Origin of the sequence: Janthinobacterium sp. B9-8 (assembly GCF_000969645.2) — a bacterium.
GTDB lineage: Bacteria > Pseudomonadota > Gammaproteobacteria > Burkholderiales > Chitinibacteraceae > Iodobacter.
This window is the reverse complement of sequence record NZ_CP014222.1, coordinates 1649905-1661946: the sequence shown is the minus strand read 5'-3', so window position 1 is coordinate 1661946 and position 12042 is coordinate 1649905. Positions and strand designations below refer to the sequence as shown.

Genomic DNA, 12042 nt, shown 5'->3' with positions numbered 1-12042 from the left:
CCATTCATCCTGCTCGCTGACAATATTGTTTTCGCAGGATTGGATTTTCATGGCGATCAACTTCGCGGATTTTTTAATCCTTAGCGACACGCTTGGCCAATTCGCTGAGGATTGAGAGCTTACCTTTCTGATTTTTCATTCCTTGCTGTGATACTTTGAAAGCTGTTAGTATCTATTCGGCATTTTTTGCTGAAACGGCGTTTAAATTAAGCGGCCCGTACGCGCATGCCGATTCAAATAAGCCAAGGATAGGCATTGCTTGCTTGGGTAGTGCGCTAGCCGCCTGTTTAATTTCTCAATTAAAAAAACGATTCGATTTTGTGCATAAACGCGTGCGCAAGGCGCTTCTATTACGGCAAGTGTTTGGAGTTTTATTGATGTTCAGAAAAGTATTTCAAATATACGCGATGGATGTTTTGTTTTTGCTTTTAGGCGTGTCATTACCATTTATGGTTGAAAGGTTTTTCTATTACAACGCACGCATATTTACAGAGACATTTACGGACGGGCTTGTCAATGACTCAATTAATTTTTGTTTATTGCTGGGTGTTTGTTTTTCATTTCGCAGTATATACAGAGTTAAGTTTTATTTAATTATAAAAATAATTTTGGTCATGATTGTTCTTTATTTGATATTTATGGCTCTAATGATACGTCCTCAAAAGTTCCATTGTTGGGAACCTTATAAATACTATGAAGCGCCTTCTTTTTACGATATTCAATCAGAGATTGCTTGTGAGTAACTTTTTATTTTTTTGGTTTTTTTTAATGCTTGTAAATTAAACCTACTCGAGCTAATTGGCAGTATGGATAGTCAAAATTATATATTTACAAAAGCAATTAAAAAAATACTTGCTATTGAATTTATTTCAAATTTAGCCATTTTGATTGCGCATATTGCAATTCCATGGTGGATTGTGACTGTTGGCGGAGTTAAAGATATCGCCATTTATGGCGCAGCACTGGGCTTTACCTCGTTTTGCGCTTTACCTTTGCTATCTCCGATTGGGGATCGGTGTGAAAAGCGCTTGGTTATTTTGCTTGGCCTTGGTTTGTTTTTATTTGGTGGCGGTGCTGTAGCCTTATTCGCAAGTCACGGGATCTATCATATCTGGGGATTAATTGCTGCGGGAGTGATTACCGAGCTGGCTCATGCACTTATTCAGCCTGCAACAAGTAATATTGTTACCGAGCTTGCTGATGCAGAGCAGCTGCCCGCCATTGTTGCAAAGCAAAAAGGCGTTCAATCTCTGGTCCGGCTTTCGGGGCCTTTATTAAGTGGCGGAGTGCTTGCATTCCTGAGTATTTCAGCTGCCTTATGGTTACATGTGTTTTTTGCATTACTTGCGCTTGGTCTTTCGTTTTTTCTTCCAAAATCATTAAATATTAAACCCGCAGGCTCTGGGTTTGCTCAATGGTTTCTGGAGCTGCGCCAAGGCGCGCTGGCGAGTTGGTCTATTCCGCTGGAAAGAAACTGGAATATTGTGAATGCCGTTTCATGGCTTTTTGCTGGCCCGGCAATCGGTATGTTGGTTCCATTAAAAATCCAATCGCTTCATTTGGGTGGCTGGTGGTTTGGCTATACAGAAGCAGGACTTGGGGTAGGAATACTGATTGGCTCTTTTGGTTTGTCCAATTGGCTTATTTCCCGTTTGGGTCGATACCATGTCAGGGTTGCCGCAGGTATTGCTCAAGGCTTGATGCTGGCTTTGCTTGCGATGTGTGAAAACCCTTTGCTTATTGTGCTGTTGTTTTTCTTAACAGGGATTTCAAATTCTGCGCTTGTGCTTGGAGGCGTAACCCATCGTATGCTTGCACGGCCGCCTGAGTTTCGTTCAAGAATGATGTCAGTCAGCATGGCCAGTAGCCGTTTGGCTTCGAGTGGCGGCCCCTTGCTGGCGGGCGCCTGCCTGATGTATTTACCATTAAATAATGTTTATTTTTTGTTCGGTTTGCTGTCCGCTATCGTTGCAAGTGCATTGGCTTTAACCCCCGGATTTAAAGGTTTTATGTCGCTTAGCCATGCTGAGGTGAGTAATTGGTATGGCCGTGAATATCCTCAGGCATTTCACATTCAGTTCAAATAAATCTGGGTTAGCGTACCTCGGATTTTGGAAGGGACTTCGATTTTTTGCTGTATAAACTTGAAAGCTGCTGGTATTTATTTGGCATTTTTTATATGGGTAAGCTGACGTTATCTTTCTGCCTATTGTTCTTTTGAGTAGTCGCACGGTATTCTTTGAGTGCTGTTCAGTGCGCATCCGCTTGATTTCAATTTACCCTTTTGATTCTGTGTGTGCTTTTCTGCACCCAGAGCTAACTGAGAGCCTTAACCAAGATGAAAACAAATCGTTTACTGCTGGCTTCTGGTCTGATTGCCGCGTTTACTGCCGCACTGCACACGATTGCAGGTACGCCGGAAATCCAAGCACCGCTCTTGGGATCGGCTATGCCTCAGCCGGTGAGCCTTCTTCTTTATGCATGCTGGCACTTGGTGACGGTCACCCTGATTTTGTCAGCTTTAGCGTTGATCTGGAGTGCTCGCCCAAGCAGCAGAGCATCCGCTGGTGCGCTGCCGCGTTTTGTTTCTTTGTTGTGGTTGTTGTTTGGGCTTGTGTTTGTTGTTGTAGCACTGGTGTTTGCTGGGCCGTCTACTTTGCTGTTGCTTCCACAATGGGTGCTGCTGATTCCGGTTGGCATTTTGGGTTTGCTGGGGGATCGAAAGCGTATAGTGAGCGCCGTGCCTCAGTAACGTGTGGTGTAAATAAAAAAGGCCGGAATAAATTCCGGCCTTTTTGCATAGCGAGTAATTGGTGATTAATCGGTATGGTAGTTTGGTGCTTCTTTGGTGATTTGCACATCATGCACATGCGATTCACGAATGCCGGCGGCGGTGATTTGCACAAATTCGGCTTTTTCGTGGATTTCCGTGATGTTTTTGCAGCCCAGATAGCCCATAGAAGAACGCAAGCCACCCATTAATTGATGGATGATGGCGGTGATCGGGCCTTTGTAAGCAACGCGGCCTTCAATGCCTTCTGGAACCAGCTTGTCGGCGTTGTTTACATTATCCTGGAAGTAGCGATCGGATGAGCCATTGCTACCGGCCATTGCACCTAAAGAACCCATACCACGGTAGCTCTTATAAGTGCGGCCTTGGTAGAGCTCAACTTCACCCGGTGCTTCGTCCGTGCCACCAAATAAGCCGCCCAGCATCACCGAGCTTGCGCCCGCTGCAATGGCTTTAGAGATATCACCAGAGTAGCGAATACCACCGTCAGCAATCAATGGAATACCTGTGCCAGCCAGCGCATCGGCCACATTGGCTACCGCAGTAATTTGCGGCACACCCACACCCGCCACGATACGTGTGGTGCAGATCGAGCCTGGGCCAATCCCCACTTTAACCGCGTCGGCACCGGCTTCAGCCAAGGCTAATGCGGCAGCAGCGGTGGCGATATTGCCGCCAATTACCTGGATATGCGGGTAGTTTTGTTTAACCCAACGCACGCGATCAATCACGCCCTGGCTGTGGCCGTGGGCAGTGTCCACCACGATCACATCCACGCCGGCTTCGGAAAGCAGTTTTACCCGCTCTTCGGTGCCCGCGCCTACGCCAACTGCGGCGCCGCAACGCAGGCGACCTTGATCGTCTTTGGCTGCAAATGGGTGTTCGGAGGTTTTGATCAAGTCTTTAACGGTAATCAAGCCTTTTAGCTTGAAGTTTTCGTCGATCACTAGCACGCGCTCCAGGCGGTGCTCGTGCATCAGTACGCGGGCGGATTCAATTGAATCGCCTTCGTTGACCGTAATCAAACGCTCTTTAGGCGTCATGATGCTGCTGACTGCCACGTCGAGGCGTGTCTCAAAACGTAAATCACGGTTGGTGACGATGCCGACCAATTGGCCGGATTTATCAATCACAGGCAAGCCGGAGATTTTATGCTGGCGGGTGAGTTCGTGAACGTCGCGAACGAGCATTTCCGGGGATACGGTAATCGGATCCTTAACAATGCCTGATTCGTAGCGTTTTACTTTGGATACTTCTTTCGCTTGCATCACAGGGGTCATATTCTTATGAATAATCCCCATGCCGCCTTCTTGGGCAATAGCAATGGCGAGGCGAGCCTCGGTCACTGTATCCATCGCTGCAGAAACCAGCGGCAGATTCAGGCGAATGTTGCGGGTGAATTGGGTCGATAAATCGACATCACGCGGGAGGATATTGGAATGGGCCGGGACGAGAAGTACATCGTCAAAGGTGAGGGCCTTCTGAATCACGCGCATGGTACAGAATCCTTAGTCGCCAAAACGGCATTATACCGAACTGCGCGTAATAAGACCAACCCCCGTTAGTACAGTTTTTAATAATCTGCAATTTTACGGCTTTAAAAAGAGGCGGGCAGGGGCGTTATGATTGTTTTTTGTAAGCGCGGCGAAAAGTAGTTGCTTGGCCTAGGTCTTATTTATGAGCTCGCCTTGCCGCGATGCCCGGTAAGGGCTAGCGTAAATAGTAGGAGACAGCCTGTTTCGCTTATTTAAAACGAGAACATAAAGAGGCGCAGGATGGGGATGAAACGAATGCAGGCGCATGCCGCAGATACCGCCTTGATTTTGTCAGGCGGCGGCGCAAGGGCAGCGTATCAAGTCGGTGTTTTGCTGGCGATTGCTAAGTTGCTGCCCAAAGGGGCTGCCAATCCATTTCCTATTATTTGTGGTACATCGGCGGGCGGCATTAATGCTGTGGCGCTGGCGGCCGGAGCCGCTCATTTTCGCCGTTCGGTGTTTGAGCTGGCAAGGCTTTGGCAGGGCCTTAGCCCCGATCATATTTATCACACCTCGGTGTGGCATTTATTAAAGACGGCAGGGCATTGGTTGCTATCGCTGTTTTTGGGGGGCTTGGGTAAATATAATCCGCGTGCATTTTTAAATAATGCGCCATTGCGTGATTTATTGATTGATAGAGTGGATTTTTCAGGTATTCAGCAGAGCATTGAGGCAGGCGCTTTACGTGCCTTGTCGATTTCTGCTTCTGGTTATACATCCGGGCAGTCGGTGTCTTTTTTTCAGGGGGCTGCTGACTTGGAAGTATGGCACCGGGCCTCCAGAGTGGGGGTGAAGGCGAGTATCAGCGTAGATCACCTGATGGCCTCCGCGGCGATTCCTTTATTATTTCCTGCCATCAGGCTGCACCGCGAATATTTTGGTGACGGCTCGGTACGGCAAATTGCGCCTATCAGCCCCGCTATTCACTTAGGTGCCGAGCGCATTTTGGTGATTGGTGTTGCGCCACAGGTGGCTGATCCTTCTGCAAGAGAAAAGCATACCAGCTACCCCACACTGGCTCAGGTGATGGGGCATCTTATGAATAGTATTTTTCTGGATGGTTTAGATACTGATCTGGAGCGCTTAACCCGCATTAACCGCACGCTGGCCGCCGTGCCTGCCGAATTAGCCCTGCAGCTGCCATTGGGTTTGCGGCCAATTAAAGTGCTGGCGATTTCTCCTTCTCAGCCATTAGAGCGGCTGGCGGTAGCTTTTAAGCTGGAGTTTCCATGGGGAATGCGCTTTTTATTAGGTGGCATGGGCGCGTTCCGGCATCAGGGCTCGGTGATTGCCAGCTATTTATTATTTTGTGGTGGCTATTCCCGCAAGCTGATCGAGCTGGGTTATCGCGATGCGATGGCAAAGGAAGGCGAGCTCAGAGCGTTTTTGTCCATTGAATCCAGCGAACGATAAGCTTTTCCCTTTCATTGGCGATCTCGAATCAAACTCCGGACAGTAATGCATTCTTAAGTTTGCTGACACGGAACTTTGCTGCAAGATAGCGACTCTTAAGCAAACCCTATGAATGTTGCACCCAGTGCAGTGTATCAATCGGCAATTCTTGCACTGTCATAAGTGCCCTCTTGATCGAGTTGGCTGATAGAATAGTCTGTATCTATTGATTGGCCTTTGGAGTAAATATGTTGCGTTGGCGTTTGGGCCATTTGGCCCTGTCTTTATTTTGTGCAGGTACGATTGCTTTTGCAATTTATCTGGAAAGAACCCAGTTTTTAAGCCCATGCCCGCTGTGTATTTTCCAGCGTGTGGGTTTTATTACGTTTGGTCTATTGTCTTTCTGCGCTGCCGCCATCCCCATGCCTAAAATGAACCGCTTCTGGCCGATTGTCCTTACCATTGTGGGTTTGGCCGGGGCCGCAGTTGCCGCGAGGCATGTGGCGATTCAGTACTTTATTGATCCTAGCTCCTTGCCGTCCTGCGGGCCTGGGCTGAATTACTTAATGGAAACGCAACCGTGGCTGCAGGTTTTCAAAGGCGTGCTGACCGGGCATGGCGAGTGTGGCGTGATCGATTGGAGCTTATTCGGCTTGTCTTTGCCCGTGCTGGCTTTGCTAGGCTTTAGTGGCTTGATTGCGGCGACTTGGGGTATTCGTTTTTGGCAGGCTAAAGCATGACGCTGACCGAATTAAGATATATCGTGGCTGTGGCGCGTGAGCGCCATTTTGGCCGCGCAGCAGCTAGCTGTTTTGTTTCGCAGCCCACGCTATCAGTAGCGGTTAAAAAGCTGGAAGAAGAGCTGGGCGTGGCTTTATTTGAGCGCTCAGCCAGTGATGTGACGCTGACGCCGATTGGCGGGCGTCTCGTTGAGCAGGCTCAGCGGGTATTAGAAGAAGTGCAGCTGATTAAACAATTGGCCGAGCAGGGCAAAGATCCGCTGGCTGGTCCTTTGCGGCTTGGCATCATTTACACCATTAGCCCTTATTTATTGCCGCATTTAATTCCGCAGCTGCGACTTGCCGCGCCGCAAATGCAAATTTTGCTTGAAGAAAACTACACTGCGCGTTTGGTAGAAATGCTTAAGCAAGGCGAAATCGATGTGGCGATTGTGGCAGAGCCTTTCTTCGAAGCAGGGCTAGCTACGCAAGCCGTTTATGACGAGCCCTTTGTCGTTGCCACGCCTAAGGGCCATCCTTGGGAGAGTGAGGCTGAAATTGATTCATCTGTTCTGGCCGATGAAAACGTACTGCTGCTTTCTTCTGGTAATTGCTTTCGCGATCATGTCTTGCAAGCCTGCCCTGATTTAAACAGGGAAAGCTTGCCAGTAGGAAGTTTGCAGCGCACCTTGCAAGGCAGCTCGCTCACGACGATCCGGCATATGGTTGCAGGCGGCATTGGCGTTACCGTATTGCCTGCTACATCAGTAAGCAGTGCGGATGATTTGTTGCTGACTATTCGCCCATTTAAGGATCCAATTCCAACGCGGCGTGTGATTCTGGCTTGGCGACGTAATTTTCCGCGTACAGCGGCCGTAGAAGCCGTAAGACAAGCGGTATTAAATGCGCCATTGCCCGCCGTATCGATGTTGAACAATGAGCCTATTCATTAATCGCCGATTTAATTGAGCAAATCAACTATCAATTGTGCTGAGCGAGGTATTTTGGGATTAAAGCCAATGTGTGTGTTCGTTTGAAGTTTGATTTTAGCGCTCCATTCACCAAGGAAGACAAATGAGTGCCCCTGTCGTCATAATTGGTTCAGGCTTAGCCGCCTATCAATGCGCACGTGAATTTCGCAAACTGGATCAAACCAGCCATTTAACGATTATTGCTCAAGATGCTGCTGATTTTTACTCAAAGCCTATGCTGTCCAATGCATTGGCAGGAAAAAAAACGGCCGCAACATTAGTAATGAAATCGGCCGCTAAAATGGCCGAAGAATTAAGCGCCGCTATTTTACCCGATACCGAAGTGGTCGGAATTGATACCGCCAATAAGCAGGTTTTATTAATTGATGGTCAGGCACTTGAATACCGTGATTTAGTTTTAGCCATTGGCGCAGATCCAATTCGCCTGCCTTTAGCAGGCAATGCCGATGACGATGTATTATCGGTGAATGATATTAACGACTATGCCTCTTTTGCAGAAAAGCTGGAAGGCGTTAAAACGGTAGGTATTTTAGGGGCAGGGCTGATTGGTTGCGAGTTTGCCAATGATTTATTAGCACAGGGTATTAAGCCTGTGGTGATCGACCCGGCAGCATGGCCTTTGTCACGTTTTTTGCCTGAAGCAGCAGGGCGTTATTTAGGCCAGCAATTACAGAGTGCGGGGGTTGAATTTAAATTTGGAATGACGGCCACAAATTACGATCATTTGGAAGATCGCTATTTGGTGGAATTAAACGACGGATCGATTGTAGAAGTTGATTTATTGCTTTCAGCCGTTGGCCTGCGCCCACGCATTCATTTAGCAACCAGCGCTGGTTTAAAAGTGAATCGCGGCATTGTGGTTGATCAAGCTTTGCAAACCTCTCAGCCGCATATCTACGCCCTAGGTGATTGCGCCGAAGTGATGGGCTTAAACTTGCCCTTTGTGATGCCGATTATGCACTGCGCCCGTGCCTTGGCCGCTACTCTGGCCGGTACGCCTACTCCGGTGAAATATCCCGCCATGCCTGTTGTAGTTAAAACCCCAGCCTGCCCAACCGTTGTTGCACCGCCTGCAATTGGCGCACAGGGTGAATGGCAAGTGTCCGCCATCGAGGGCGGAGTGGATGCTCGTTTTGTTGATGCTCAAGGCCAGCTGCTTGGCTTTGCATTATTGGGAGCTGCGATAAAAGAGAAGCAGCAACTGAGCGCTCAATTGCCAAGTTTGCTGCCGTAATGGCAGCATGATTTGTTGCGGGGGCACGCTGATTCTATTTACTCAAGTTTAAGCCATTGCTTGCGGTTGACCATTTCGCAGCTTAAGTCAGTATTGCTTTTTACTGATTTAGCTAAAGTTGATTTCTATGGAATATGGGCGCGAATCGAGCTGTGAGTGTTTTTATAAACACTGTTTTCGTGGCTGAAGCTGCTCTTACAAAAGGGCGATGTATGCTTTGCTTAAATAAATAGAATTTGTAGGCTGTGCCTGTGCTTTTAGTCAAAGCACAGGCAATTTAAATGGTTTTATTTCTGGATGCGGTTTTGTGCGAAAAAATCATGCTGAAACAGCCGCATTCTGAATACATTGTGATAACTGCCATTGCAGAAATATTCTTCAATTAATTCGGCTTCTTTAATAAAACCACACTTCTCATAAATATGGACTGCCGCTAAATTAGAAACATCAACCACCAAATAAAGTTTACGCAGATTAAGCACTGAAAAAGCATAATGAGCCGCTAGTAATGTGGCTTCTGTGGCATAGCCTTTACCCTGCTGATCAGGCGCAATCATAATCTGGAATTCAGCACGGCGGTGAATATAATCCAGCTCAATTAATTCTACAAAACCCACGGTATCGCTATTGCCATTGATGGCCACAAAGCGACGCTCGCGCACATCATGAATATGCTGATCGTACAGTTGGGTGAGCTCAGAAAAGGTCTCATAAGGCTCTTCAAACCAATAACGCATAATCTTGGCATTATTGTTGAGCTCATGGGCAAAACGTAAATCAGATCGTTCTAGTGGACGTAATTTTAAACGGCTACTCATATAACTCTTAAGAATAATGAAGATAAGTGTCTGACTATTAGCAGTAAAGCGGAGTTCATTTTTCTAAGTGGGAATGGTATTTGTTACCCTAAATGAGCATGGTGCACGATATTAAGCCATCGTCGATGAGCGAAGTACCGCATCCAGCAAGCTAGGGAAGCGGCTGTCCAGATCTTCTTTGCGTATGCTGTTAATAAATTGTGTGCCGTCCGCAGTCATGCGGATAATGCCTGCTTCGCGTAGTACCCGAAAATGATGAGATGCGGTAGATTTAGCCATGTCCTGGCACAATACACCACAGGCTTGTTCACCATTGCTGGCAAGGTTTTGCACAATGGCAAGGCGTGCGGGGTCGCTGAGCGCATACAGCACTCTGGTCAGGGTGAGGTCTTCTTTTGATGGGTGGACTGGTGTTCTCATGCTTGCAGTGTTGCATACTGCATGCTAAAGTTCAATTGTTCGATAATTATCGAACTAAAGAACTTTGCAGAAGCAGCTTGCCATTCTGGCGTGTTGCACCCTTTTACAATTGAGTAAAAATAGGAATACACCATGTCAGCTAAATTTGAAAATCAGGTGGCCGTTGTGACCGGTGGCTCAACCGGTATTGGTTTTGCAATTGCTAAGGCCTTGCTTGATGAGGGTGCACGGCGTGTTTATGTGACGGGCCGGTCGGCAAAAACGCTGGATACCGCTGTCACTGCGCTGGGGGAAAGGGCGATTGCCGTGGTGTCGGATGTGGCAGAGTTGAGCGAGCTGCAAAAGCTGAAAAGCACGATTGAGCAACAGGGTGAGCAGCTGGACGTCGTCTTTGCCAATGCCGGCATTGCAGAATACAACCGCTTTGGTGAGACCGCTGAGGCGGAGTTTGCTAAGACGTTTGATATCAATGTAAAGGGTGTATTTTTTACTGTGCAAACCCTGTTGCCGCTGCTAAAAGATGGCGGCTCTGTGGTACTGACGGCCTCTATTGTGGCCAATAAGGGCATGGAAAACCTGAGTCTTTATAACGCCTCTAAGGCAGCAGTGCGCTCGTTTGCACGTTCTTGGGCTAATGATCTGAAAGGGCGCAAAATTCGGGTGAATGCACTTAGCCCAGGTCTCACCCGCACACCGATTATGGAAAACGGCTTGAAATGGGATGCAGAGCAGCTTGCTGGGCTCGCTAGCTACGCTGCAGAGGTCGTGCCGCTAGGCTATGTGGCTCTGCCCGAAGATATCGCCGCTGCAGCATTGTTTTTAGCATCGGATGATGCGCGCTATGTGAATGGTGTAGAGCTGACAGTGGATGGCGGGTTTACACAGATTTAGAGCGCGCTGTTTTAAAGCTTTTATTTGAGCAGGGTTTGGCATGACGAGGGCCCAGTGTCTCCGGGCCCTTTGGGCTGAGCTAGAATGAGCCTTTATTCCCAGCTCAAAATCACCTTACCGCTTTGCCCTGACAACATGGCCTCAAAGCCCTGCTCAAACTCATCCACATGAAAGTGATGAGTGATAATCGGGGTGATGTCGAGGCCAGATTGGATGAGGGCGACCATTTTGTACCAAGTCTCGAACATTTCACGGCCGTAAATGCCCTTGATTTCCAGCCCTTTGAAAATCACCTGATTCCAGTCGATGGCAGTGTCTGCCGGTGGAATACCTAGCAGCGCAACTTTGCCACCGTGTTGCATGGTTTCCAGCATGGTGCGAAAGGCTTGCGGGTTGCCGGACATTTCCAGACCCACGTCAAAGCCTTCGGTCATTTTTAAGTCGTTCATTACGTCTTTTAAATCTTCTTTTAAGACGTTGACCGCGCGAGTTGCACCCATCTTACGGGCTAGATCGAGGCGGTAGTCGTTGACGTCGGTGATCACCACATGGCGCGCACCAACGTGTTTGGCAATCGCCACCGCCATAATGCCGATCGGGCCTGCGCCGGTAATCAATACATCTTCGCCTACCATATTGAACGATAGCGCGGTATGCACGGCATTGCCGAATGGGTCGAAAATCGCGGCTAAATCGTCGGAAATATCGTCAGGAATAGGGAAGGCGTTAAAGGCAGGTAGTACCAGATATTCGGCAAAAGCGCCGGGGCGATTGACGCCCACGCCGACGGTATTGCGGCAAAGATGGCGGCGGCCTGCGCGGCAATTACGGCAATGGCCACAGGTGATATGGCCTTCGCCGGAGACACGATCGCCAATTTTAAAGCCTTGTACCTCAGAGCCAATTTCAACCACGGTGCCGACATACTCATGACCAACGTGCATGGGTACAGGAATGGTTTTTTGCGCCCAATCATCCCATTTCCAGATATGAATATCGGTGCCGCAGATGGCGGTTTTTTTGATTTTAATGAGTAGGTCGTTATGGCCAATGGCAGGCTTTTCGACTTGATTCATCGTCAGGCCGGGTGCTGCTTCTAATTTTGATAAGGCTTTCATCTGGCATTTCCATACAAGGAATTATTGATTTTTCTGATAACAGTAGCTTTAGCTTATTTTGATAAACAGCTAAATCTTGAACCACAGAGTAAAAGGAGGACACAGAGTTTCACAGAGAAAACCACCCTTTGT

The 12042-nt window shown here is 48.2% G+C and carries 12 protein-coding genes; 8 read left to right on the top strand and 4 right to left on the bottom strand.

Annotated elements, in window-relative coordinates; genetic code table 11:
• Positions 1-155 precede the first annotated feature (155 nt).
• The 3 genes from VN23_RS21760 to VN23_RS07485 all read left to right on the top strand — a co-directional run bounded on the left by VN23_RS21760 (position 156) and on the right by VN23_RS07485 (position 2752).
• Complete coding sequence (locus VN23_RS21760; RefSeq protein WP_156455146.1) at positions 156-743, top strand: hypothetical protein; 588 nt, start codon at positions 156-158, stop codon at positions 741-743.
• Between the two features lie 63 nt (positions 744-806).
• A complete protein-coding gene (locus VN23_RS07490; RefSeq protein WP_052746728.1) occupies positions 807-2087 on the top strand; it encodes an MFS transporter in 1281 nt (426 codons plus the stop codon).
• A 251-nt stretch (positions 2088-2338) separates the two neighbouring features.
• Positions 2339-2752 (top strand): hypothetical protein, encoded by a 414-nt coding sequence (locus VN23_RS07485; RefSeq protein WP_046352969.1) that lies wholly within the window; start codon positions 2339-2341, stop codon positions 2750-2752.
• 65 nt (positions 2753-2817) lie between these two features.
• Here VN23_RS07485 and guaB read toward each other — a convergent pair whose 3' ends face one another.
• Positions 2818-4287, bottom strand: coding sequence for an IMP dehydrogenase (guaB, locus tag VN23_RS07480; protein ID WP_046352970.1), 1470 nt, complete (start codon positions 4285-4287; stop codon positions 2818-2820).
• 285 nt (positions 4288-4572) lie between these two features.
• On the opposite strand from guaB, the gene VN23_RS07475 reads away from it, so the two are divergent.
• The 4 genes from VN23_RS07475 to VN23_RS07460 all read left to right on the top strand — a co-directional run bounded on the left by VN23_RS07475 (position 4573) and on the right by VN23_RS07460 (position 8663).
• Entirely contained in the window at positions 4573-5739 is a 1167-nt protein-coding gene (locus VN23_RS07475; RefSeq protein WP_231743375.1) for a patatin-like phospholipase family protein, read from the top strand.
• Between the two features lie 227 nt (positions 5740-5966).
• On the top strand, positions 5967-6458 hold the full coding sequence (locus VN23_RS07470; protein ID WP_046352971.1) for a disulfide bond formation protein B: 492 nt from the start codon (positions 5967-5969) through the stop codon (positions 6456-6458).
• The gene (locus VN23_RS07465) at positions 6455-7390 is read left to right on the top strand and encodes a LysR substrate-binding domain-containing protein (protein ID WP_046352972.1); all 936 of its coding nucleotides are present in this window, start codon (positions 6455-6457) and stop codon (positions 7388-7390) included. The genes VN23_RS07470 and VN23_RS07465 overlap by 4 nt, the downstream gene beginning before the upstream one ends.
• Positions 7391-7511: 121 nt before the next feature.
• Entirely contained in the window at positions 7512-8663 is a 1152-nt protein-coding gene (locus VN23_RS07460; protein ID WP_046352973.1) for an NAD(P)/FAD-dependent oxidoreductase, read from the top strand.
• A 287-nt stretch (positions 8664-8950) separates the two neighbouring features.
• On the opposite strand, the gene speG is transcribed toward VN23_RS07460, so the two are convergent.
• Together speG and VN23_RS07450 are read right to left on the bottom strand one after the other, a co-directional pair.
• Positions 8951-9481: a spermidine N1-acetyltransferase gene (speG, locus tag VN23_RS07455; RefSeq protein ID WP_046352974.1), complete on the bottom strand. Its 531-nt coding sequence runs from the start codon at positions 9479-9481 to the stop codon at positions 8951-8953.
• Positions 9482-9592: 111 nt separating this feature from the next.
• A complete protein-coding gene (locus VN23_RS07450) occupies positions 9593-9901 on the bottom strand; it encodes an ArsR/SmtB family transcription factor (protein WP_046352975.1) in 309 nt (102 codons plus the stop codon).
• A 132-nt stretch (positions 9902-10033) separates the two neighbouring features.
• Between VN23_RS07450 and VN23_RS07445 the strand changes: the two genes are divergently transcribed.
• Entirely contained in the window at positions 10034-10792 is a 759-nt protein-coding gene (locus VN23_RS07445; protein WP_046352976.1) for an SDR family NAD(P)-dependent oxidoreductase, read from the top strand.
• Positions 10793-10884: 92 nt separating this feature from the next.
• On the opposite strand, the gene tdh is transcribed toward VN23_RS07445, so the two are convergent.
• Positions 10885-11910 carry an L-threonine 3-dehydrogenase gene (gene tdh, locus VN23_RS07440; RefSeq protein ID WP_046352977.1) on the bottom strand — a complete coding sequence of 342 codons (1026 nt, stop codon included), beginning with the start codon at positions 11908-11910 and terminating at the stop codon, positions 10885-10887.
• Positions 11911-12042: the final 132 nt, after the last annotated feature.

Coding starts and splice junctions, on each gene's coding strand:
- VN23_RS07485 (WP_046352969.1), top strand. CDS start 2,339: ATGAAAACAAATCGTTTACTGCTGGCTTCTGGTCTGATTGCCGCGTTT.
- tdh (WP_046352977.1), bottom strand. CDS start 11,910: ATGAAAGCCTTATCAAAATTAGAAGCAGCACCCGGCCTGACGATGAAT.
- VN23_RS07465 (WP_046352972.1), top strand. CDS start 6,455: ATGACGCTGACCGAATTAAGATATATCGTGGCTGTGGCGCGTGAGCGC.
- VN23_RS07450 (WP_046352975.1), bottom strand. CDS start 9,901: ATGAGAACACCAGTCCACCCATCAAAAGAAGACCTCACCCTGACCAGA.
- speG (WP_046352974.1), bottom strand. CDS start 9,481: ATGAGTAGCCGTTTAAAATTACGTCCACTAGAACGATCTGATTTACGT.
- guaB (WP_046352970.1), bottom strand. CDS start 4,287: ATGCGCGTGATTCAGAAGGCCCTCACCTTTGACGATGTACTTCTCGTC.
- VN23_RS07475 (WP_231743375.1), top strand. CDS start 4,573: ATGAAACGAATGCAGGCGCATGCCGCAGATACCGCCTTGATTTTGTCA.
- VN23_RS07490 (WP_052746728.1), top strand. CDS start 807: ATGGATAGTCAAAATTATATATTTACAAAAGCAATTAAAAAAATACTT.
- VN23_RS07445 (WP_046352976.1), top strand. CDS start 10,034: ATGTCAGCTAAATTTGAAAATCAGGTGGCCGTTGTGACCGGTGGCTCA.
- VN23_RS07470 (WP_046352971.1), top strand. CDS start 5,967: ATGTTGCGTTGGCGTTTGGGCCATTTGGCCCTGTCTTTATTTTGTGCA.
- VN23_RS07460 (WP_046352973.1), top strand. CDS start 7,512: ATGAGTGCCCCTGTCGTCATAATTGGTTCAGGCTTAGCCGCCTATCAA.